Source organism: Dyella sp., from assembly GCF_051954575.1.
Classification (GTDB): Bacteria; Pseudomonadota; Gammaproteobacteria; order Xanthomonadales; family Rhodanobacteraceae; genus Dyella_B.
Window position 1 is genome coordinate 1 of sequence record NZ_JBQCHP010000056.1, and the last position, 21,997, is coordinate 21,997.

General features: G+C 61.2%; 17 protein-coding genes. 14 read left to right on the top strand and 3 right to left on the bottom strand.

Annotation, left to right across the window (positions count from 1 at the left end; genetic code table 11):
* Positions 1-177 precede the first annotated feature (177 nt).
* Entirely contained in the window at positions 178-3,300 is a 3,123-nt protein-coding gene (locus ACTHNE_RS07850) for a WD40/YVTN/BNR-like repeat-containing protein (RefSeq protein WP_324941073.1), read from the bottom strand.
* Between the two features lie 389 nt (positions 3,301-3,689).
* Here ACTHNE_RS07850 and ACTHNE_RS07855 point away from each other — a divergent pair, with 389 nt between their 5' ends.
* The 8 genes from ACTHNE_RS07855 (at position 3,690) to ACTHNE_RS07890 (ending at position 12,351) form a co-directional block, all read left to right on the top strand.
* Entirely contained in the window at positions 3,690-5,858 is a 2,169-nt protein-coding gene (locus ACTHNE_RS07855) for a TonB-dependent receptor family protein (protein WP_324941076.1), read from the top strand.
* Positions 5,859-5,991: 133 nt separating this feature from the next.
* The gene (locus tag ACTHNE_RS07860; protein ID WP_440268951.1) at positions 5,992-9,213 is read left to right on the top strand and encodes a VPS10 domain-containing protein; all 3,222 of its coding nucleotides are present in this window, start codon (positions 5,992-5,994) and stop codon (positions 9,211-9,213) included.
* Positions 9,214-9,589: 376 nt separating this feature from the next.
* Positions 9,590-9,913 carry a hypothetical protein gene (locus ACTHNE_RS07865; protein WP_440268952.1) on the top strand — a complete coding sequence of 108 codons (324 nt, stop codon included), beginning with the start codon at positions 9,590-9,592 and terminating at the stop codon, positions 9,911-9,913.
* Positions 9,914-9,915: 2 nt separating this feature from the next.
* A complete protein-coding gene (locus ACTHNE_RS07870; RefSeq protein WP_440268953.1) occupies positions 9,916-10,236 on the top strand; it encodes a YdeI/OmpD-associated family protein in 321 nt (106 codons plus the stop codon).
* A gap of 73 nt (positions 10,237-10,309) precedes the next feature.
* Positions 10,310-10,726 (top strand): DUF6326 family protein, encoded by a 417-nt coding sequence (locus ACTHNE_RS07875; protein ID WP_440268954.1) that lies wholly within the window; start codon positions 10,310-10,312, stop codon positions 10,724-10,726.
* A gap of 133 nt (positions 10,727-10,859) precedes the next feature.
* Complete coding sequence (locus ACTHNE_RS07880; RefSeq protein ID WP_440268955.1) at positions 10,860-11,267, top strand: cupin domain-containing protein; 408 nt, start codon at positions 10,860-10,862, stop codon at positions 11,265-11,267.
* 51 nt (positions 11,268-11,318) lie between these two features.
* Positions 11,319-11,681 carry a hypothetical protein gene (locus ACTHNE_RS07885; RefSeq protein WP_324942765.1) on the top strand — a complete coding sequence of 121 codons (363 nt, stop codon included), beginning with the start codon at positions 11,319-11,321 and terminating at the stop codon, positions 11,679-11,681.
* Between the two features lie 211 nt (positions 11,682-11,892).
* Positions 11,893-12,351 carry a DUF2310 family Zn-ribbon-containing protein gene (locus tag ACTHNE_RS07890; protein ID WP_324942768.1) on the top strand — a complete coding sequence of 153 codons (459 nt, stop codon included), beginning with the start codon at positions 11,893-11,895 and terminating at the stop codon, positions 12,349-12,351.
* Positions 12,352-12,381: 30 nt separating this feature from the next.
* Here ACTHNE_RS07890 and ACTHNE_RS07895 read toward each other — a convergent pair whose 3' ends face one another.
* Both ACTHNE_RS07895 and ACTHNE_RS07900 read right to left on the bottom strand, forming a co-directional pair.
* Positions 12,382-12,687, bottom strand: a complete 306-nt coding sequence (locus tag ACTHNE_RS07895) for a HigA family addiction module antitoxin (protein WP_324942771.1) — start codon at positions 12,685-12,687, stop codon at positions 12,382-12,384.
* Positions 12,688-12,703: 16 nt separating this feature from the next.
* The gene (locus ACTHNE_RS07900) at positions 12,704-12,958 is read right to left on the bottom strand and encodes a type II toxin-antitoxin system RelE/ParE family toxin (RefSeq protein WP_414649742.1); all 255 of its coding nucleotides are present in this window, start codon (positions 12,956-12,958) and stop codon (positions 12,704-12,706) included.
* A gap of 308 nt (positions 12,959-13,266) precedes the next feature.
* Between ACTHNE_RS07900 and ACTHNE_RS07905 the strand changes: the two genes are divergently transcribed.
* The 6 genes from ACTHNE_RS07905 to ACTHNE_RS07930 all read left to right on the top strand — a co-directional run bounded on the left by ACTHNE_RS07905 (position 13,267) and on the right by ACTHNE_RS07930 (position 21,556).
* Positions 13,267-14,913, top strand: a complete 1,647-nt coding sequence (locus ACTHNE_RS07905; RefSeq protein WP_440268956.1) for an OFA family MFS transporter — start codon at positions 13,267-13,269, stop codon at positions 14,911-14,913.
* Positions 14,914-15,106: 193 nt separating this feature from the next.
* Complete coding sequence (locus ACTHNE_RS07910; protein ID WP_324938733.1) at positions 15,107-15,607, top strand: formate dehydrogenase subunit gamma; 501 nt, start codon at positions 15,107-15,109, stop codon at positions 15,605-15,607.
* Positions 15,604-17,163: a formate dehydrogenase beta subunit gene (locus ACTHNE_RS07915; protein ID WP_440268957.1), complete on the top strand. Its 1,560-nt coding sequence runs from the start codon at positions 15,604-15,606 to the stop codon at positions 17,161-17,163. The genes ACTHNE_RS07910 and ACTHNE_RS07915 overlap by 4 nt, the downstream gene beginning before the upstream one ends.
* A 136-nt stretch (positions 17,164-17,299) precedes the next feature.
* The gene (gene fdhF, locus ACTHNE_RS07920; RefSeq protein WP_440268958.1) at positions 17,300-20,221 is read left to right on the top strand and encodes a formate dehydrogenase subunit alpha; all 2,922 of its coding nucleotides are present in this window, start codon (positions 17,300-17,302) and stop codon (positions 20,219-20,221) included.
* The gene (gene fdhD, locus ACTHNE_RS07925; protein ID WP_414649752.1) at positions 20,202-21,074 is read left to right on the top strand and encodes a formate dehydrogenase accessory sulfurtransferase FdhD; all 873 of its coding nucleotides are present in this window, start codon (positions 20,202-20,204) and stop codon (positions 21,072-21,074) included. Before fdhF ends, fdhD begins: the two co-directional genes overlap by 20 nt.
* 248 nt (positions 21,075-21,322) lie before the next feature.
* Positions 21,323-21,556, top strand: a complete 234-nt coding sequence (locus ACTHNE_RS07930) for a formate dehydrogenase subunit delta (protein ID WP_324943644.1) — start codon at positions 21,323-21,325, stop codon at positions 21,554-21,556.
* Positions 21,557-21,997 lie beyond the last annotated feature (441 nt).

A 21,997-nucleotide genomic window follows, 5' to 3' on the forward strand; every position in this document is an offset into this window, starting at 1 on the left:
AAGGCCCGCAGGCTGCGCCGCGCGGCTTGGCAAGACGGCCAGTCTTCCCGGCGCCACGCGCCACACCCTGCGAGCCTTCCAGGCATCATGACGACGGCGATACTTATTCAGTGTTGCCTTAACCCAATTCCTCCGCACGCCTGGGTGTCATCGCCAACCTACGAATACATCCCGCGGCTATTTCAGCGTAACCGCCTTCTGCCCGGCGGCCTTCAGCTTGTCATTGAGCGCAGCCACATCGTGCTGCTTCAACTTCTGCCACTCATCGAGCGTGCTGGCGAGCGTCTGCGTCAACGTGGCGTACGAAGCCTGCGCATCCGGACTCGGATCGGCATCGGCATCGTCCACCGCGCTCAGCAGCTTGGCGAGGTTCTCCGACAAGGCGCGCAAGCTATCCGTGCGACGCGGCGGTGCGCCGATCGTGTTGCGTGGATCGGCGTGCAGGGGCATGCCGGACACATCGGAAACCTGCGCAATCAATGCACCGATCTGATCGTGCAGGGCGCTGCTGGCATGCGCCTGGCGATCATCCAAGGCCTGCAGCAACTGCTTGGCTTCGGCGCCAGCCTTGGAAGCCTGCGCAGAAGCGGTTTCCACTTTGCCGGCCAGCTCGAACTCGCGCTGCATGGCGGCCACCGATACGGTTACGCGCGGATCGGGCTTCACCACCAGCGGCTGCTTGTAAGTGCGTCCGTCGACGCTCAACTCCACCGTGTAATGGCCGGGTGGTGCCCACACGCCGTCTTTCGCGCGTCGGCGTGATGGCGCTTCGCCTTTTGCGGCGTAATGCAGGTTCCATACGAAGCGATGCATGCCGGGCGTGGTGAGCAGAGGAGTGGGAATGTGCACCCATTCCTGCGCATATTCGAGCTTGACCGGATCGAGCATCGGCGGCTTGTCGTCGCTGCTGAAGCTGTGCACGGTGTTGTGCTTCGCGTCGTAAATGGTGAGCGTGACCGGGCCTTTCACATGTACGGGCAGCGCGTAGTCGATCATCGCGCCTTCCGGCGGATTGGCCGCCAACGGTTCGTCCTTGGGCATCGGCGTGCCGGTGAACAGCGGGCGGCGTACGCGATAGGCATCCGCGGGCTTGAACAGGGTTACGTTCTTGCTGCTGGTATCGTCCACCTGGCGCAGCGCTGTCACGTTGTCCATGATCCAGAAACCGCGGCCGTGCGTGGCGATCACCAGGTCATCCTGGTGCACGTCGATATCGCGCACGGAGGTCGATGGCAGATTCTGCTGCAGCGCCTGCCAATGCGCGCCGTCGTCGAACGACACGTACATGCCTTTTTCGGTGCCGGCGTAGAGCAGGCCTTTGCGTACCGGATCTTCGCGCACTACGTTGACGAAACTGTCGGCGGGAATGCCGTTGTCGATGCGCGTCCAGTTCTTGCCGCCATCGCTGGTGCGATAGATGTACGGCGCGTCGTCGTCGAGGCGATGGCGATCGATCGCCAGATACGCCACATCCGCACTGAAATGCGAAGGCTCGATGCCGCCGACTTTCGACCATGGCGTCAACGCAGTCGGCGTGACGTTGCTCCAGTGCGCGCCTTCGTCGTTCGTGCGCCACACCAGGCCATCGTCCGTACCCACCCACAAAGACTTCGCATCGAGCGGCGAAGGCGCGATGGTGTAGATCACGCCGCGCGCCTTGTCGACATGGTTATCGTCCGCGGCGGTAGTGGCGTCGAGGTTGGCTGGCACGCCCGCATCCGCACGGGTGAGGTCGGGGCTGATCGGTGTCCAGTGCTCACCGCCATCGGCAGTGCGGAACAGGCGCTGGTTGGAGAAATACAGCACCTTGTGGTCGCGCTTGGAAAATGCCAGCGGCAGCGTCCACGCGGCGCGGTAATGCGCGTTGGGGTAGGCCAGCGTGGGATCGATGCTGCGCACCTGTTCGGTACGCATATCGAGCTTGTCCACGCGACCGCCGTAGACGACGTCGTGATCGTCCGGATCGGGCGCGATCATGTCGCTTTCGCCGCCGGGCGTGATCTCGTGGAACTGCTGCATGGTGATGCCGTCATTGCTGCCGCCGCGGCTGGGCAGCGCCACCGCGCCGGAATCCTGCTGCGCGCCATATACCCAATACGGAAAACGGTTGTCGGTGGCGACGTGGTAGATCTGCGCCGTCGGCTGGTTGTACCAACTGCTCCAGGTGACACCACCGTTGAGCGTGATCAGCGTGCCCTGGTCCACGCCCAGAATCTGCCGGTTCGAATTGGTGGGGTCGATCCACAGCTCGTGGAAATCGTCGCCAGTGGGATCGCCCTTCAACGCGATAAAAGTTTTACCGCCGTCATCCGAGCGCAGCACGATGGTGTTCATCACATAGATGCGATCCGCATTTTTGGGATCGACCGTAAGGCGATTGAAATACCAGCCGCGCTGCCAGATGCGCTGGTCGTCGGTGATGTGTTTCCAATGCGCGCCGCCATCGTCGGAACGGTAAAGGCCGCCTTCGCCATCGGCGGCATCCACCAATGCGTAGACGCGGTTCGGTTCGCTCGGCGCGGTGGCCACGCCGATGCGTCCGGGATGCGCGGCAAAGCCGTTGCCTTGCACCTGCGTCCAGTGCGAGCCGCCATCATGCGATACATACAAACCGCTGCCGGGCCCGTTCGAAGGCGGGTACACGCTCCACGGCGGACGGCGCGTCTGCCATAGCGCGGCGTAGATCGTGTTGGGATCGCCCGGCTTGAAGGCCATGTCGATCGCGCCGGTGTCGTTGTCCTTGAACAGCACTTTTTCCCAATGCTGGCCGCCGTCGGTGGAGCGGAACACGCCGCGTTCCGCATTCGGGCCATAGGCATGGCCGAGCGCGGCGACGTACACCACGTCCGGATTGCGCGGATCGATCAGGATGCGCCCGATCTGGCGGCTGTCGTCCAGGCCGATATGACTCCAGTGCGCGCCGCCATCGGTGGATTTGTACATGCCGTTGCCGTGCGCGATGTCCGAACGCATGTCCGCTTCGCCGCTGCCGACGTAGATCGTATCCGGTCGCGAGGGCGCAATCGCCAGCGCACCGATCGAACCGACGTGCTGGTCGTCGAAGATAGGCTGCCAGGTGCGGCCGGCGTCGTTGGTCTTCCACACGCCGCCATCGACGGCGCCGAAATAGAAGTGCCGGTCATCGCCGGGAATGCCGCTGACCGCCAGCACGCGGCCGCCACGGAAGGGACCGATCAGGCGCCAGTGCAGGTCCTGGAAGAGGGAGGCATCGACGGTGGCATGGGCAGCGAATGCCGTGGACAGTCCAAGTGAGAGCAGAGCAAGGCGACGCAGGTACACGGGGCGGTATCTCTTGCGGAGGAGGTTTTTGTTTCCCTTCTCCCCGGGCTAGGTAGGCATCCCCACCATGTTCGAACTGCTCGATCTTGCTCACCGTCATTCCGGCGAACGCCGGAATCCAGTTTAAATATGCGTGCGAAGCACTCAAAAGCGATTTTGTGTCCTGCGGACGGCATATCGAACTGGATTCCGGCGTTCGCCGGAAGACGACCAGGCATGACCCGGCCTTACGAACATGGTGGATAACTACGCCCCCCGGGGTGGGGAAGTGGCTGCACGCAATGTAACTCTCCAGCGGCCGAACCCGAAGGGTAAACCGATGGCATATAGCCAAGCTCACCCACATGCGCGATAAGAGGCGGCTGTCCCCGTCGCTGACTGGATGTCGCATGTCGCCCTTGCGCCGCGCCGCGTTGCCGCTTGCCTTGTTGCTTTCGCTGGTTTCTCTTTCCGTATCGGCGCAAGAAGACGACCAGGGCCCTGGCAGCCACAAGGCCACCAATCTGCCGACGGTCAACGTGCACGGCGAAGACTGGCGCAAATATCTCAAGGCCAAGCTCCAGTACCAGATGCCGGAAGTGGATGGCCCCAAGATCACCGTGACCAAGAAAACCACGGTGACGCACCTGGAAAACCAGCCCACGGTGATCGGCAACAACCTCAACCAGACGCTGGCGCGCACGCCGGGCGTGCTGGTATCCGAGCAGCCCACGCCTACGCAGTTCAACCTCAGCTACCGCGGCATCGGCAATCCGCAGGAAGCGGAATACGTGCTGGTGATGCAGGACGGCATCCCGATGGAAGGCGACTGGATCGGCTTCCCCACGCTGTACGCGTTTCCGCTGACGCAAAGCCTGTCGCAGGTGCAGCTTATCCGCGGCGGTTCCAGTCTGCTGTATGGACCGGAACCCGCGCCGGTGATCAACCTGGTATCCAAGCGTCCCGCGCTGGGCACTCCGCTCACGGTCAGCACCGAAAACGTGGTTGGCCAGCGCGGCTTGTTTTCCAATTACAACGTGATCGAGCGCAACCAGGGTGCCTGGGCGTTTCGCGCCGACGCCGGCTACGTGCATAGCGACGGCACGCGTGGCAACGACGGTTCGCAGAACCGCCAGGCCGATCTGTACCTTGCCTACAAGCCGGACGAGCATCAGCAATGGTGGCTGGATTTTCACGCCATCAGCGCGGTGTCCGGCGATCCGGGACGCCTGAGCTACACGCTGTGGCAACGCGATCCGCGCACCGTCACCACGCCGTACAACCACGATTGGGCCAATCGCGATCAGCTCGTGCTCGGCCATACGCACGACTTCGGCCATCGCTGGTCGCTGGAAGCCAAGCTGTGGTTTACCTATCAGGACCTGGTCAGCCGCGCAGCCAAGGCGCAATTGCCGGACCAATTGCCACCGGCCAGTACCACGTTGCAGGACGAAGCTTTCCGCACCTACGGCACCGACGTACGCTTGCGCAAGAACTGGGGACAGGGCAATGCATTCACGATCGGTGCCGTGTTGTTCCATGGCAGCGATCCATTCCGCCAGTGGAGCAGCCCCGACTTGACCGTGGCGCGCGATGATCGCGCCGGCAAGCAGATACTCAACCAGCGCCGCAGTACGCAATACGCGTCGGTGTTCGCGGAAAACGTATTCCGACTGCCGCACCGTATCCATATCGTGCCCTCCGTGCGACTGGAGCGCGAACGTGTCGCCGTCGACGAAACGACGCGCCCGCCGTTTCTTTCGCGTCCGTTGATCCATGAAGCGGACACGCGCCATATGCCGCTGTTCGGCCTAGGGCTCGGCAACGATTTCGGCCACGGCAACGAAACCTATTTCAACGTGTCGCAAGGCTGGCGCCCGTTGCGTTTCTTCGATATTGCGCCGCCTTTCAGCAATCTCATGCAAGGGCATGCGGCGCAACTTTCCAAATCCGTGTCGTGGGAAGCGGGCGTGCATGGCGCACCGGTTGCCGGTTTGTATTACGACGTGAGCGTGTTCTGGATCAACTTCCGCAACCGCCTGGAAACGCAGTACATCAACGCGATCGATACCGTTTACGTAAATACGGGCGATACGCGCAGCCGCGGCCTGGAAGCCCAGTTCGATTACGATTTCTTTGCGCTGACCGACTACGCCACACAAGGTGAGCATCTCGAAGCGTTCGTCAACGCCAGCCTGCTCAATGCGCGCTTCACCGCCAGCCGCATCGCCGGTCAAATCGGCAAGACGCCGGCGTTCTCGCCGGATTACCTGTTGAAAACCGGCATCACCTGGCGCAACGAGCGCGTCAAGCTGAGCCTGACCGCGGTTTCTTCCGCCGCGCAGTATTGGCAGGATTCCAATCAGGCCTACGGCAGCGGCTTAACCTATATGCCGGCGCGCATTCCGGCTTATACGGTGGTGGACGTGGCGTCGGATTGGCAGTTGAATCCATCGCTGCGCCTGCTGGCGGGCGTGAGCAACCTTGGTGATCGGCGCTACTTCGATCGGGTTTGGCAGAATGGACTGGAGCCGGCGGTGGGTCGGACGTGGTACACGGGATTTGCAGTGAGTTACTGAGCACGTAGGTTGGGGTGCAAACCCCAACATGCGTTGCATGGGGAGCGACATGGTTGGGGTTTGCACCCCAACCTACGGTCGAAAAATGGGAGCGATCGCGTCGCATTTTTTTGTTTTCAAACGAGGGTTCAACATGTCGTCACGCTCTGCGCTTCGCCTCTCGGCTTTCACCGCCGCATTGCTGCTCGCCAGCGCAACACCGCTGCAGGCGACGGACACGCCCTCCGTTCAAAACGCCGCAAGCAGCGCGCTGCAATGGCGCGAAGTAGGTCCTTTCCGCGGCGGCTGGGCCACCATGGCGGCAGGCGATCCCGCCAAGCCCGATACGTTCTACATCGGCACCGCCGGCGGTGGCGTGTGGAAAACCACCGATGCCGGCCGCACCTGGCAACCGACCTTCGACAACATGCCGGCCGCATCGATCGGCGCGATCACTATCGCACCATCCAGTCCCAACGTGATCTATGCAGGCTCCGGCCAGGTCGCCGCGCGTTACGACGTGGCCGCCGGCAACGGCATGTACCGCTCCGACGATGCCGGCAAGACCTGGCAACACATCGGCCTTACCGAGAGCAAGCACATTGGCCGCATCATCGTCGATCCGCATGACGCGAACACGCTGCTGGTCGGCGTGCTCGGCCACTACTTCGGCCCGAACAAGGAACGTGGCGTCTATCGTTCCACCGACGGCGGCAAAACCTGGAAGCAGACCTTGTTCGTCGATGCCGACACCGGCGTGGTGGACATGGCCGCCGATCCATCCAATCCGAACATTGTGTATGCCGCCGCATGGCAAGTACGCAATTATCCATGGCTGTCGTATTTCCAGCCGAACGCGGGCGCGGGCAGCGGCCTGTACAAATCCACCGATGGTGGCGTGACCTGGAAACGCATCGGCGGCAACGGCTGGCCGACCGGTACGCTGGCGCGCATCGGCATCACCACTGCCAGCGGCAATCGCGTGTATGCCGTGGTGCATTCGGCCGATCCGCGCAAGGACAGCGGTTTGTACCGTTCCGATGACGGTGGCGCGACGTGGCAGGCGGTAAGCCACGAATCCTGGTTGCCGAACGATTACTTCAGCCGCATCACGGTAGACCCGCACAACCGCGATCGCATCTATTCCGCTGGCCAATCGATCCGCCGTTCCGATGACGGCGGCAAGCATTGGGAGATTTTCAAGGGCGCACCGGGCGGCGACGATTACCACTTCCTGTGGATCGATCCGCGCGATTCGCAGCGCATGATTGCGGCGAGCGACCAGGGTGCGGTCGTTACCGTCAATGGCGGCAAGAGCTGGAGCAGCTGGTACAACCAGCCGACCGGCCAGTTCTATCATCTCGCTACCGACAATCAGTTCCCGTACTGGATCTATTCCGGTCAACAGGATTCCGGCACCGTCGGCATCGCCAGTCGCAGCGACTACGGCTCCATTTCCTATCGCGACTGGCGTCCGGTCGGCGGCGACGAGCGCGATTACGATCTGCCGTATCCGGACGATCCCAATATCGTGTTCGGTTCCGGTCTCGGCGGGCGCGTGTCGCGCTGGGATCGCCGCACCGGCGTCGTGCAGAACGTTACCGCGTGGCCGGTCAGCAGCTACGGTCAACGTCCCACCGATTTCAAATACCACTACACCTGGATCACGCCGATCGCGTTTTCAGCCAAAGCGCCGTATGCGCTTTATCTCGGCGCGCAGGTGCTGTTCCGCAGTACCGACCAGGGCCAGCATTGGGATGTGATCAGTCCCGATCTCAGCGCGAAGAAGCAAGGTGCCACCGAAGGCTGCAACGGCAACCCCACTGCACAGCAGGCGCGCGATTGCGGCTATGGCGTGATCTACAGCATCGCGCCTTCGCCCTTCAATAACGACGAAATCTGGATCGGCACCGACGACGGCTCCATCCAGCTCACCCGTGACGGCGGCAAGAACTGGCAGAACATTACCCCGAAGGATCTGCCGAACTGGGGCATCGTCAGCTCGCTCGACCTTTCCACTACTCAGCAAGGCACCGCATACGCGGCGGTCGACAATCATCGCCAGGACGATTTCCGCCCGCACGTGTGGCGCACGCATGACTACGGCAACACCTGGACGGATATTTCCGCCGGCCTGCCCAGCGATGATTTCGTCAGCGTGGTGCGCGCCGACACCAAACGCGAAGGCTTGCTGTTTGCCGGCACCGATCGCGGTGTCTACGTCTCGTTCGACGATGGCGCGCATTGGCAATCCCTGCAACGCAACCTGCCCACTGCATGGGTGCGCGACTTGACTGTCCACGGCAACGACCTGGTGGCCGGCACGCAGGGCAGGGCGATCTGGATCCTCGACGACATCACGCCCCTGCGCCAGGCCGACAACGCGCGCAAGACCGTTCTCTACACACCGGCCGATGCCGTACGCGTGCGCGCCAACGAAAACAAGGACACGCCACTGCCGCCCGACGAACCGCTCGGCAAAAATCCGCCGGCCGGCGCGGTCATCGATTATCAATTGGCAGGTACAGCAAAGACTGTCACGCTGGATATCCTCGACAGCGACGGCAAACAGGTCCGCCATTTCTCCAGCGCCGACAAACCCGAACACCTGCCCGCCGAACGTTACTTCCAGAAAGGCTGGCTAGGTTCGCCGCAAACCCTCGGCACCAGCGCCGGCGCACACCGCTTCGTTTGGAACCTGCGCTATCCACGCCCCGACGCCTTGCTCTACGGCTACAGCATCGCCGCCACCTGGGATTCCGACACACCGCTCACCCCGGAAGGCCCGCTCGCGCTGCCCGGCAAATACCAGGTCGTGCTCACGGTCGATGGCAAGTCCTATCGTGCACCGTTGAACGTCGTGCCCGATCCGCGCGTAACCATCGATCAAACCGCATTGGCCGACGGCCTCGCCTTTTCACGCGAAGTCGGCACGGCGCTGCAACAAGTCTGGCAAACCCACGGCGAGGTGGACGCCGTACGCAACCAACTCGACGAAGCCGAAAAGAAGCTCGGCAACGACGCCAGCTACAAATCCCAACATGACGACATCGAAGCCTTCCGCAAGAAAACCGACGCCCTGGTTTCCGGCGACAGCGAAATGGCCACCAATCTCGAAGCCATGAACGACGCCCTCACCGCCATTGCATCCGATGTGGAGGGCGCCGATCGTGCGCCGACCGATGGGCAGCGTCAGGCGTTTGCGGAGTACAAGGCGAATCTGGATAAGGCGATGGCGCAGTGGAAGTCGATGCGTGGTTCGGATCTGCCGTCGCTGAATTCGCATTTGCATGCAGCGGGTGTCAAAGCGATCACTGTGCCGGCAGCGAATCAGCTACACGCCGAAGCATCGTCTGATTCGGACGACATCCCCTAATCTGGCGATAAGTAGTCCCTCTCCCCTTCGGGGAGAGGGCTGAGGGGGCGCCCTTGCGGTAGAACTCGCACTCTCGAAATATCTAGTCAGACTGAAACGTGCGAATCAATTTCGGTTTTTTTGGGGGTAATGTACGAGTTTAAACAGCCGCGTCGTTTGTTCGTCGCAGCCATGGTCGGGTTACTCGATATCGCCAACTCTATCTAGCATGAGCACCCAGGTCTCAAGTCTGGTCAGTTCGGAGGCCCTACGTTTTTGCCAAATTCTGTTCTTTGACAAAGCGTTGCTCAACTCATCGCAGGCACCTAACATCTCATTCAAGCGACCGGCTACGCCGCTTAACTCTAACGTTAGGCGATTCGGGAGGGCAACATCTATGAGCCAAAAAATCGACGATGTGCTCCACATTCTTGCTGATATCCGCAGCGGGTACCGAAGCGACACGTCCCAGTCCGTCCGCGCAATAAGAATTCGTGTTATTCACCAGATCGCGAACGAGCGAAACGTCGACTACCAAACAATCGCCGATGCTTACATCCGACGCTTGGCGCCTGAACTCAAGCTCACGCGAGCATTCGATCATTTGGTTGAACAATGGCTCGCAGCCGGCTCACCGTTGCTTCAACGCGTGCTTGAGCAGCACGCAATAGACCACGCTGATCCGGCCCGGATTCGTAAGTTCTTCGAGTCTGCCACTTAACTATGTGCTCAAGCGGACTGCGCGGAGTAAGCGGCCCGCTCGATCACACGTTGAGGCCGCGCAGGCCGCTTAAAAACTGGGTCGGATCGATCCCGGGACAAAGCGCTGCGTACGACTCATCCAGCAAGGCGGTTGTACCAAGCGATTTTCAATCCGCGCTGGATGGCAATGCCCGGGCTAAAGTCTTCTTCGAAACGCTCGATAGCCGGAATCGATACGCTGTTCTGTATAGAATCCAAACTGCCAAGAACGTCGAAACGCGGTCCAGGCGGATATCGCAGTTTGTGCTTATGCTGGCACGGCACGAGAAAATTCATCCGTGAGCACTTGAGAGAGCAGTGGCTCTGAACTGCAGCGTTCGTCCTCACAACAAATCATCTCGATCAGGAGAAGCCAATGAGCTCGGCAGTTCTCGACGATCTGAAGGTCCATGTAAAGCTGAAGCTGTCTGCGCTGTGGGCGTCATTGATGTTCTGCTACATCTACGGCGACTATTTCGGGCTCTATGTGCCTGGTCAGTTGAAAGGAATGTTGGCGGGCCAAGGGCCAATCGGGCCTGTGAGTCAGGGCGCTCTGGTAATTACGTCGGTTCTACTGGCGGTTCCCGGCGTCATGGTTTTTCTTTCGCTGGTGTTGCCGCCAAAAGTAAATCGTTGGCTCAATATCGTTCTTGGCGCGTTCTATATAGTTGTTATGCTCCTCACCATGCCGGGGGCTTGGTCGTTCTACATCGTCTTGGGCGTCGTTGAGATTGCAATGGGTGGCCTCACCATTTGGTATGCGTGGAGCTGGCCTAGGCAGACGCTGGCCTAACCGTTCGTTTAAGCGAAAGCGCGGAAGACGCACCTGTTAAGCATCTCATCCATGGTGCATCGCGTTGCACTGGTTGTTTACGATAAGCGTCATAGGTTTGGCAGAACAAGTTTGGTTGCTATCGGAAATGCAAATGAACTCTCGCTTCCCCTCCGCAGAAGAATATTCAGCACAAGAGGCTCTCTACGGCAGCTTGACGGTCGTCGATGTATGCGCCCATCAACGCACCGTAAATGAGCCCTACCGAAACGACGTGCTATCGAACGTCAACAACGATTGCATGCGAATGTCCGTTTTCGAGGGCGAGTATCGATGGCACTTTCATCCGGATTCGGATGAGCTTTTCCTGGTGGTGGAAGGAAAGCTGCAGATCGATATTGCGGACAGTGGTACGGTGGAATTGACGCAGTGGCAGTATGTGGTGGTGCCGGCCGGTACGGTGCATCGGACACGGGCTATTGGGCGCACGGTTAACCTTACTTACGAAAAGCAAGGTGCTGGAACGGTGTTTGTCGATAGAAATGTCGACCAAGCCCAATAAGCGGAGCAAAGGCTCGCGTCCCCGGCTTGATCCAGGTGTGAGATCCAGACCATGCGAACACCGCGCTTTCTGATCTTGGTTTTCGGTATCGTATTCTTCGCCGAGGGTTTGGCGGGCGTCATGGCGCCTCACCAGTTCAGAGCATTGGCCATCTGGCTGCAGACGCCGCCTCTTTGGCCAACCAGCGTTGTCTTGCGTGCCTTTATCGGGGTTCTGCTGTTGCTTGCGCCCGGTACCGCTCGCTTCCCTGCGGCTATACGCGCAGTGGGCGTCGTTACCTTGATTGGCGCCATCGTTGGAGGGTTCGCTACCCATGTGCGGCAGCTTGGCGAAAGTCCATGGTGGCGGCTGCCGGCTGTGCTGCTGATGGTTGCAGGTGTCGTTCTGGCGTTGGCGTCCCGCAGCAAGCCTTAGATATTTTTTGCGGTGCATGCAACCTTCCGCCGCCAATCTGTGACATACCCCGCTGCGCCGCAGGGTGGTCATGTCGCTCCGCGGCAAAGTTCCAAAACAATGAAATGGGTCTGTGAAGTCGATCAGAGCGACTGATCGTGATGGCGCTTTTTGCCGGATCGCTTAAGCGCACGCATACTGTGTTCCGCGTAGCTCCAGTCGTTAGCCGGCAATGAATCACTTCGACAAACTTAGGCCATTCGTCGACTACGACTTCTGTGGATGCGGTGAGCTACAGCGGCTGCTTTTGGTTCACGCCCTCGCCGACAACCCAATCCACTGCTTTCAGTGCAAAGGGATCATCGATCCTCAACGCCTGGGCCTGACAAAAGATCAAGTCGATCTAGTCGTCGCTTGGCATCGCCAGTTCAGGGCCCTTTACGATCTGTGGCTTGATTCCGGCGAGTACGAGTCATGGGCCAAATTTCAGCTACTGGACCCTAATGGACAGGTCAACCGTAGCGGCATCGCCGCTGCATTGTCGCTGACGAGACTGCTACCCACTTATTACTGGTGGTTTCACGACGAAGGTGACCAGATTCCTCGTAACTGCCCTGACTGCTATAAGGTGCTTTCACCGGCAAGCCGTCACGGCCACGGTGAATGCTTGGATTATCAAATCGTTATTTGATGGCCACATCCACGCGGCAAACGGGCGCAACTATCCAAGTGATGCGCGAGGAATAACGCGCCGCATGATATCGCCGTGGGTGGGGAGGGTCTTTAGATCGTAAGCTGCCTGCATGGCCAGCCAACTGGCAGCGTCGCCGCCAAAATAGCGGGCGAGCCGCTCAGCGGTATCGGCAGTAATGGCCCGACGCTCTTTAACGATTTCATGGATGCGTGTGGCGGGTACGCCCAGGGCCATGGCAAGGGCGTTGACGCTCATGTCGAGGGGCGCGAGGAAGTCTTCTCGCAGGATTTCACCGGGGTGTACGGGACGCATGCGGTTAGTGGGTTTGGTCATGGTGGCAATTCCTAATTCAATGGTAGTCCACGATTTCGACATGGGCTGGGCCGGCCTTTGTCCATACGAAACACACGCGAAATTGACCGTTGATGCGAATGCTGTACTGGCCTTTGCGGTCCCCCTTGAGCGCTTCGAGCATATTGCCGGGCGGGGAACGCAGGAAGTCCAGCGTCAACGCAGCATCCAATTGCGTAAGTTTGCGAATGGCGGCATCTTCGAACGCACGAAATTTGCGCGGATGTGCGCCTTCAAACAACTTCGAACGCACGAAATTTGCGCGGATGTGCGCCTTCAAACAACGCCTGGGTATGTTTGCAGTTGAATGACTGGATCGCCATGCCGGTAATGGCATTACGTGTCGCGTAATACGTCAAAGAGGGCGCCAGTGCCATCCTCCACCAAGACGCAACCTTCCGCCGCCAATCTGTGACATACCCCACTGCGTCGCAGGGTGGCCATGTCGCTCCGCGGCAAAATTCCAAAACTGTAATCATCGATTGCATGCTTTTGCGCTAGAGTCGGCGGCGTCGCCGATGCGATGGGTTTGCTAGTGCCAAGTCAACAGGGGAGTGGAACATGACGGTGGGGTCTGAAGCTGCAGGGGCGGCGTCGAGTGGAACGGCGTCGGGTTGGTTGGCGAGGGAACGCACGATCGCGGGGCCGCGTTTCAATCGCTGGCTGGTACCGCCCGCGGCCTTGGCCATCCATCTATGTATCGGCATGGCGTACGGTTTTTCGGTGTTCTGGCTGCCGATGAGCAAGCTGGTGCCGGGTGCTGCCAGTTGCGGGAACATCGGGTTCTTTGCGCAGCTGTTTGCAGGATCGTGCAATTGGACGGTGCCTGAGGTAACGCATATTTTCGAAACCTTTATCGCCATGCTGGGTATTTCCGCGGCGATCTGGGGCGGCTGGCTGGAGCATGCCGGGCCGCGCAAGGCAGGTTTCATTTCTGCGCTGTGCTGGGGCGGCGGGCTGGTGCTCGGCGGCCTTGGCGTGTCGATGCATCAGTTGTGGCTGGTGTTTCTTGGCTGCGGTGTGCTCGGTGGTGTCGGGCTGGGGTTGGGTTACATCGCGCCGGTGTCGACGCTTATCAAGTGGTTCCCGGATCGCCGCGGATTGGCGACGGGTTTCGCGATCATGGGTTTCGGCGGCGGCGCCATGATCGGTGCGCCGATCGCGGTGGCCTTGATGGCGCGCTTCACGCATGGCGACGTGCCGGGCGTGGCGAGCACCCTGATGGTGCTGGGCGTGATCTATTTCATTGCCATGTCGGCGGGTGCGTTCGGTTTCCGCGTGCCGCCCAGCGGCTGGAAACCGGCCGGCTGGACGGCGCCGGCGGCCACCAATAGTTTGATCACCACCAAGCATGTGCATTTGAATGTCGCGTGGAAAACGCCGCAGTTCTGGATGCTGTGGATCGTGCTGTGCATGAACGTGACGGCGGGCATCGGCGTATTGGCCATGGCCAGCCCGATGTTCCAGGACGTGTTCGGCGGACGCCTGCTGGGCCTGGATGCGAGCACTGCGCTCACCACCGTGCAGAAGGCGCAGATTGCCGCTGCGGCAGCGGGCCTGGTGGGGCTGATCAGCCTGTTCAATAGCCTGGGCCGTATTTTCTGGGCATCGGCGTCGGACTTCATGGGCCGCAAGAACACTTATGTGGTGTTCTTCCTGCTCGGCATCGTGCTGTATTGCAGCCTGCCGACGTTGGGGCATATGGGGTTGGCAGGCGTATTCGTGATCGCCGTGTGCGTGATCATGTCGATGTACGGTGGCGGCTTCTCCACCGTGCCGGCTTACCTGGCGGACATTTTCGGTACACAAATGGTGGGCGCCATTCATGGCAGGCTGCTGACGGCGTGGTCGGTGGCGGGCGTGGCCGGGCCGTTCCTGATCGCCGCGATTCGCGAAGCGCAATTGAACGCCGGTGTCGCGAAGAACCTGGTATACGACCGTACGCTCTATATCCTTGCCGGTTTGCTGCTGGTTGGCCTTATCGCCAATTTAATGGTCAGGCCGGTCAAGGAAGCGCACCATATGACCGACGAGGAACTTGCACGCGAGCGCTCGCTGCAGCATGAAGCACCGCACGTGGTGGCCAATGCCGATCAGGCGGCGCGCGGCGGGTTTGGCATCGTGGGCGTGATCGCCTGGGCGCTGGTGGGCGTGCCGTTCTTGATTGGTGTGTGGATTGCGCTTAGCAAGGCTGCCGCGCTGTTTTGAGGACTTCGGATTGGCCCTGACACTAAGCCATGCGCAATCTGCTCCCTCCCCTACGTGCAGTAGGGGAGGGTTGGGGTGGGGTGAAGCAACCTTGCGATAAATCCAGATCGTGCCGCAAGCTCGTGCAACCCCACCCCAGCCCTCCCCTGCCAAGCAGGGGAGGGAGCAACCATCTGGTGAGGACTTACTCGCTATGAAACCCGCCAAAAACGTCGCGTCGCTGCCGCCGATCGATGACCAGACTCGCGCTGCCGTGCTCGACGTCACTACCCGGCTGAAGGATCAACCCGGTGCATTGCTGCCTGTTCTGCATGGCGTGCAGGCGGCCTTGGGCTACGTGCCCGAGGAGGCCATCCCTTTGATCGCGCGCGAGATGAACCTGTCGCGCGCGGACGTGCACGGCGTCGTCACGTTCTACCATTTCTTCCGCAGCCATCCCGCCGGCAAGCGCACCATCTATCTATGCCGCGCGGAGTCGTGCCAGGCGATGGGTGCGGCGAAATTGGAGCAACATATAAAGCAACGGCTGGGCGTGGATTTTCACGAAACCACCACGGACGGCGCCTGGACCCTGGAGCCCGTCTATTGCCTGGGCAATTGCGCGTGCTCGCCGGCCATGATGGTCGATGATGAATTGAAAGGCCGCGTCACGCCGGAAGGCTTCGACGCATGGCTGCTGTCGGAGGCGAAATGAGCATCACCGTTTACGTGCCGCGCGACGCCAGTGCGCTTTCGCTGGGTGCGGATGCCGTCGCCAAGGCGATCGAGGCCGAAGCGGCGTGCCGCAACCTCGACGTACGCATCGTGCGCAACGGTTCGCGTGGCGTGTACTGGCTGGAGCCGATGGTGGAAGTGGAAACGCCGGCCGGCCGCGTCGCCTACGGCCCGGTGCAGCCCACCGATGTCATGGGCCTGTTCGACGCCGACTTTCTGCATGGCGGCGTGGATGTACTCAATCTTGGATTGACCGACGAGATCCCCTGGCTGAAAAGCCAGCAGCGCCTGACCTTTGCGCGCGTGGGCGTTGTCGATCCGCGCAACCTGGATGACTATCTTGCGCACGACGGCTATCGCGGCCTCGCCGCGGCATTGAAGATGGAGCCGTCCGCCATCGTGCAGGCGGTCACCGATTCGGGTTTGCGCGGCCGTGGCGGCGCGGCGTTTCCGGCCGGCATCAAGTGGAAAACCTGCATGGATGCCGCGGCCGATCAGAAATACATCGTCTGCAATGCGGACGAAGGCGATTCGGGCACGTTCTCCGATCGCATGATCATGGAAGGCGATCCGTTCGTGCTGATCGAAGGCATGACCATCGCCGGCCTGGCCGTAGGCGCCACGCGCGGCTATATCTATTTGCGCATCGAATATCCGCATGCGCAGCGCGCACTGGAAGCGGCGATCGAAGCGGCCACGGCGCGCGGCTATCTCGGCGACAACGTCTGCGGCAGCGGCAAGGCCTTCCACCTGGAAGTGCGCATGGCCGCGGGCGCGTATATCTGCGGTGAGGAAACCTCGCTGCTGGAAAGCCTGGAAGGCAAGCGCGGGCAAGTGCGGTTCAAGCCGCCGCTGCCGGCCATCCAGGGCTTGTTCGGCAAACCCACGGTGATCAACAACGTGATCACGCTGGCGACGGTGCCGGTCATTCTGGATCGTGGCGCGGCGTTTTATCGCGACTATGGTATGGGCAAATCGCGCGGCACCTTGCCGTTGCAGCTGGCCGGCAACGTGAAGCGGCCGGGCCTGGTGGAACGCGCCTTCGGCCTGACGCTGCGCGAACTGATCGAGCAATACGGCGGCGGCACCGCCAGTGGGCGCCCGGTGCGCGCGGTGCAGGTGGGCGGTCCGCTGGGTGCTTATATCCCGGCATCGCAACTGGATACGCCGATCGACTACGAAGCGTTCGCGGCGATCGGCGGCATGGTCGGGCACGGCGGCGTGGTGGTATTCGACGACACGGTGGACATGGCCGCGCAGGCGCGCTTTGCGATGGAATTCTGCGCGATCGAATCCTGCGGCAAGTGCACGCCGTGCCGTATCGGTTCCACGCGTGGCGTGGAAGTGATCGATCGTATCGTTGCCGGTGATGCGGCGGAGAAGGCGCGCAACGAAGCGGTGTTGCGTGACTTGTGCCAGACCATGGTCGCCGGTTCGCTGTGCGCGCTGGGTGGCATGGCGCCGTTTCCGGTGTTGAGTGCGCTGGAACATTTTCATGAGGATTTTGAGGGTGCAGGGCAGTCTGCAGCCTCGTAAGACATGTCCCTCCCCCTGCTTGCAGGGGGAGGTTAGGAGGGGGTGAGCACTTGCCGCTGGCAAATGCCGACCCCACCCCAACCCTCCCCTGCAAGCAGGGGAGGGAGTATGAAAAGTCTGAGGAGGTAGTTGCATCATGCTGTCCATCGTCGAAATCGACCGCGGTACGCCCGCCGTCAAAACGGACAAGCAGGTCACGCTGGAAATCGATGGCCGCAGCATCCGCGTGCCGGAAGGCACCTCGGTGATGCGCGCCGCCTCGCAGGCCGGCATCAATATTCCCAAGCTGTGCGCTACCGACATGCTGGAGGCGTTCGGCTCTTGCCGCCTGTGCCTGGTCGAGATCGAAGGGCGCAAGGGCTATCCGGCCTCCTGCACCACGCCGGTGACGGACGGCATGAAGGTCAGCACGCAGACGCAGAAACTGGCGGAAATCCGCCGCGGCGTGATGGAGCTGTATATCTCCGACCATCCACTGGATTGCCTGACCTGTCCAGCCAACGGGCACTGCGAGCTGCAGGATATGGCCGGTGTCGTCGGCCTGCGCGAAGTGCGTTACGGATATGACGGCGCCAACCATGTTTATGCGCGCATCTCTGCGCGCGAAGATCAAAAAGCGGCCATCCATGGCCGCACTTCTCAATGGGTCGACAATCCACGCTTTTCGCCCAAGGACGAGTCCAACCCCTACTTCACCTTCGATTCCTCCAAATGCATCGTCTGCTCGCGCTGCGTGCGCGCCTGCGATGAAGTGCAGGGCACGTTCGCGCTCACCATCCAGGGGCGTGGCTTCGATTCGAAAGTGTCGGCCAGCCAGAACAATGTGTTCCTCGATTCCGAATGCGTCTCCTGCGGCGCCTGTGTGCAGGCGTGCCCCACGGCCACGCTGTCGGAAAACACGCTGATCGAGCGCGGCCAGGCCGAGCATAGCGTGGTCACCACGTGCGCCTATTGCGGCGTCGGTTGCAGCTTCCGCGCGGAAATGAAGGGCGAGGAAATCGTGCGCATGGTGCCGAACAAGGATGGCCATGCCAATCATGGGCATTCCTGCGTGAAGGGGCGTTTTGCGATCGGTTACGCCACGCATCCCGATCGCATTCACACGCCGATGATCCGCCACAAGATTACCGACCCATGGCGCATCGTCAGCTGGGAAGAAGCCATTGCGCACGTCGCCAGCGAGTTCAAGCGGCTGCAGGCCACGCACGGCAAGTTTTCCGTCGGCGGCATTACCTCCTCGCGCTGCACGAACGAAGAAACCTATCTGGTGCAGAAGCTGGTGCGCGCCGGATTCGGCAACAACAACGTGGATACCTGCGCGCGCGTCTGCCATTCGCCGACCGGCTATGGCTTGAAGGCGACCCTGGGCGAATCGGCCGGCACGCAGGATTTCGATTCCATCGCCTGCACCGACGTGGTGCTGGTGATCGGCGCCAATCCCACCGATGCGCATCCGGTGTTCGGCTCGCAGATGAAGCAGCGCCTGCGCGCGGGCGCCAAGCTGATTGTGGTCGATCCACGTCGTATCGACCTGGTGCGCACGCCGCACATCAAGGCGGACTACCACCTCAAGCTCAAGCCAGGCACCAACGTGGCCGTGCTCAATGCGCTCGCCTACGTGATCGTGACCGAAGGCTTGGTCGACGAGGCGTTCGTCGCGGCGCGCTGCGAGCGCGAGGCGTTCGAAAAGTGGCGCACCTTCGTCGCGCTGGAAAAGCACAGTCCCGAAGCGATGGAAGCCGAAACCGGCGTGCCTGCTGCACTGATCCGTGGCGCGGCTCGCCTGTATGCCACCGGCGGCAACGCGGCCATTTACTACGGCCTGGGCGTGACCGAGCACTCGCAAGGCTCCACCGCGGTGATGGCCATCGCCAACCTCGCCATGGCCACCGGCAATATCGGCCGCGAAGGCGTGGGTGTGAATCCGTTGCGCGGGCAGAACAATGTGCAGGGTTCGTGCGACATGGGTTCGTTCCCGCACGAATTCCCCGGTTATCGCCATGTAGGCGATGCCACGGTGCGCGCTTCGTTCGAGGCGGCGTGGGGTGTGCATCTGCATGACGAACCGGGCCTGCGCATTCCCAACATGTTCGAGGCGGCCATCGACGGCAGCTTCAAGGGTCTGTACATCGAAGGCGAAGACATCGCGCAATCCGATCCGAACACCCAACACGTCACCGCCGCGCTGGAGGCGATGGAATGCGTGGTGGTGCAGGATCTGTTCCTCAACGAAACGGCCAAGTTCGCGCACGTGTTTTTACCGGGCAGCTCGTTCCTGGAAAAGGATGGCACCTTCACCAACGCCGAGCGCCGCATTTCGCGCGTGCGCAAGGTGATGGAACCCAAGAGCGGCTATGCGGACTGGGAGATCACCCAGCTGCTGGCCAACGCCATGGGCTATGCGATGAACTACACGCATCCGTCCCAGATCATGGATGAGATCGCGCGGCTCACGCCCACCTTCCACGGTGTGAGCTTCGAGAAGATCGACCAACTCGGTTCGATCCAGTGGCCGTGCAACGACGAGCATCCGCAAGGCACGCCGGTGATGCATGTGGACGAGTTCGTGCGCGGCAAGGGTCGCTTCATGCTCACTGAATACGTGCCGACCTCGGAGAAGGTCAACGCGCACTATCCGCTGATCCTTACCACCGGACGCATTCTCAGCCAGTACAACGTGGGCGCGCAGACACGCCGCACTCCCAACGTGGCGTGGCATGACGAGGATCGCCTTGAGATTCATCCGCACGATGCGGAAGAGCGCGGCCTCGCCGAAGGCGATTGGGTCGGTATCGAAAGCCGCGCCGGCCAGACCGTTTTGCGCGCGCGCATTTCCGAGCGCATGCAGCCGGGCGTGGTCTACACCACCTTCCATTTCCCGGGCTCCGGCGCCAACGTCATCACCACCGAAAATTCGGACTGGGCCACCAACTGCCCCGAGTACAAGGTGACCGCGGTGCAGGTAACGCGCGTGAACCAGCCGTCCGAATGGCAGAAGCGCTACGAGGCGTTTTCCCAGACGCAGCAGGCATTGCTGGATGCAGCCGAACCCTCCTGATTACCCTAGCCCTGATCATGGCCGTGGCTACGTGACTCGCCGCGTCGATCGCTATCGGCACGGCGAGCACGAACGTATCAGCGATGCCATCACCGAAGAAGTGCCAGTGGCGATGATCTACAACGACGTGCCCTTCGCGGTGATGATGGTGACGCCGCTGGACCTGGAGGATTTCGCGCTGGGCTTTTCGCTCAGCGAAGGGCTGGTGGCCAAGCCCGAAGACCTGCAATCGATCGAGGTGCATCCACGCCTGGAAGGTGTCGAGCTGGCCATGCGCGTGGCATCCGATACGGTCGAGCAACGCGCCGGCAAGGGTGGCGAACGCCTGCTGCCCGGCCGCAGCGGTTGCGGATTGTGCGGCGCGCGCATGCTGGAAGACGCGGTACGTCATCCTGCACCGGTCGGTGAAGGTCCACGCATTGAAGCCGCGGCGCTGGAGCGCGCGCTCGAAACGCTGCAGGCCGTGCAGCCGGTGAACAGCGCCACCGGCGCCGTGCACGCGGCGGCGTGGGTGGATATGCAAGGCGCCATCGTGCTGGTGCGCGAAGACGTCGGCCGGCACAACGCGCTCGATAAATTGATCGGCGCGCTGGTCAAGGCGCGCATCGATGTGCAGCACGGCTTTTTGCTTGTCACCAGCCGCGCCAGCTATGAAATGATCACCAAGGCGGCCAGCGCCGGCATCAGCGTGATGGCGGCGATTTCCGCGCCAACCGCCCTGGCGATCCACCTGGCCGAAAGTACACATATGACCCTGGTCGGTTTTGCGCGGCCGGGCAGCTACGTCGTCTACACCCATCCGCAGCGTTTGCTGCACGCAGGGGCGAGGGATGCTCCGGTCTATTCTGCGTAGGTGGCATGATGTCCAGAAGGCTCGCTGGGTTTGTGGCGCGGCGCCGGGAAGCCGGCCCTCCTTGCCCCCCCGCGCGGCGCATCCTGCGAGCCTTCTGGACATCACCCTACGGGCCGGCCCTGTCCGTCCGCAGCTCTTCGGTCCATCGCCTCGACAGACGGCCAGTCTGCCTTCGCCGATGGTCCTGTGACCTGCGAACAGACAGAGCCGGTAACACCTACGCAGAATAGATCGGAGCATCCCTTAGCATGAACATCGAACGCCTGGTTGCGATGGCCAACGACATCAGTCGTTATTTCGAATCGGACCCGGATCAGGCCGCGGGTGCGACGGGTGTGGCCGATCATCTGAAACGGTTCTGGGAGCCCGGCATGCGCAAGCAGATGGCGGCGCATCTGGCCGCAGGCGGCGAAGGTCTGGAGCCGCTGGCGAGGAAGGGCGTCGAGCGCCTGGTGGAAATTGATAGCAAGCTGCATGCATGACCCGTAGGTTGGGTGCAAACCCAAACATTGCCACGCCTGTTGATGCTCAACGTTGGGGTTTGCACCCTGATATATCCCGCGTTTTTGAGCGTGATTCCGAGGGAAAACCAAGATCTACACCGATCTGGTTTCAGAGCGAGTCGTCATTCCGGCGAAAGCCGGAATCCAGTCAAAAATGGCGTGCGAAGCACACCCCATAAATGGTTTTGTGTGCTGCGCACGAGTTAAACAACCTGTTTGCGGGTTTTCGCGGCATGGACGACGCTAAATTTTGTCGATTAGAAAGAACGCAACCTACTGATTCTTCGGGCATCAAAAAAGCAAAACCGTGAGGATCTATCAGGGTTTGCACCCCACCCTACAAACAGCGCCGCCAGCATGCACACATGCCAGCGGCGGTAACGCGACAGGCAACCATCAAAGAGGATTGCTTGTCGGCCG

What these genes read in the sequence shown, in the direction of transcription:
- ACTHNE_RS07855 (WP_324941076.1), top strand. Translation starts at nt 3,690, where the DNA reads ATGTCGCCCTTGCGCCGCGCCGCGTTGCCGCTTGCCTTGTTGCTTTCG.
- ACTHNE_RS07860 (WP_440268951.1), top strand. Translation starts at nt 5,992, where the DNA reads ATGTCGTCACGCTCTGCGCTTCGCCTCTCGGCTTTCACCGCCGCATTG.
- ACTHNE_RS07865 (WP_440268952.1), top strand. Translation starts at nt 9,590, where the DNA reads ATGAGCCAAAAAATCGACGATGTGCTCCACATTCTTGCTGATATCCGC.
- ACTHNE_RS07870 (WP_440268953.1), top strand. Translation starts at nt 9,916, where the DNA reads ATGTGCTCAAGCGGACTGCGCGGAGTAAGCGGCCCGCTCGATCACACG.
- ACTHNE_RS07875 (WP_440268954.1), top strand. Translation starts at nt 10,310, where the DNA reads ATGAGCTCGGCAGTTCTCGACGATCTGAAGGTCCATGTAAAGCTGAAG.
- ACTHNE_RS07880 (WP_440268955.1), top strand. Translation starts at nt 10,860, where the DNA reads ATGAACTCTCGCTTCCCCTCCGCAGAAGAATATTCAGCACAAGAGGCT.
- ACTHNE_RS07885 (WP_324942765.1), top strand. Translation starts at nt 11,319, where the DNA reads ATGCGAACACCGCGCTTTCTGATCTTGGTTTTCGGTATCGTATTCTTC.
- ACTHNE_RS07890 (WP_324942768.1), top strand. Translation starts at nt 11,893, where the DNA reads ATGAATCACTTCGACAAACTTAGGCCATTCGTCGACTACGACTTCTGT.
- ACTHNE_RS07895 (WP_324942771.1), bottom strand. Translation starts at nt 12,687, where the DNA reads ATGACCAAACCCACTAACCGCATGCGTCCCGTACACCCCGGTGAAATC.
- ACTHNE_RS07905 (WP_440268956.1), top strand. Translation starts at nt 13,267, where the DNA reads ATGACGGTGGGGTCTGAAGCTGCAGGGGCGGCGTCGAGTGGAACGGCG.
- ACTHNE_RS07910 (WP_324938733.1), top strand. Translation starts at nt 15,107, where the DNA reads ATGAAACCCGCCAAAAACGTCGCGTCGCTGCCGCCGATCGATGACCAG.
- ACTHNE_RS07915 (WP_440268957.1), top strand. Translation starts at nt 15,604, where the DNA reads ATGAGCATCACCGTTTACGTGCCGCGCGACGCCAGTGCGCTTTCGCTG.
- fdhF (WP_440268958.1), top strand. Translation starts at nt 17,300, where the DNA reads ATGCTGTCCATCGTCGAAATCGACCGCGGTACGCCCGCCGTCAAAACG.
- fdhD (WP_414649752.1), top strand. Translation starts at nt 20,202, where the DNA reads ATGCAGCCGAACCCTCCTGATTACCCTAGCCCTGATCATGGCCGTGGC.
- ACTHNE_RS07930 (WP_324943644.1), top strand. Translation starts at nt 21,323, where the DNA reads ATGAACATCGAACGCCTGGTTGCGATGGCCAACGACATCAGTCGTTAT.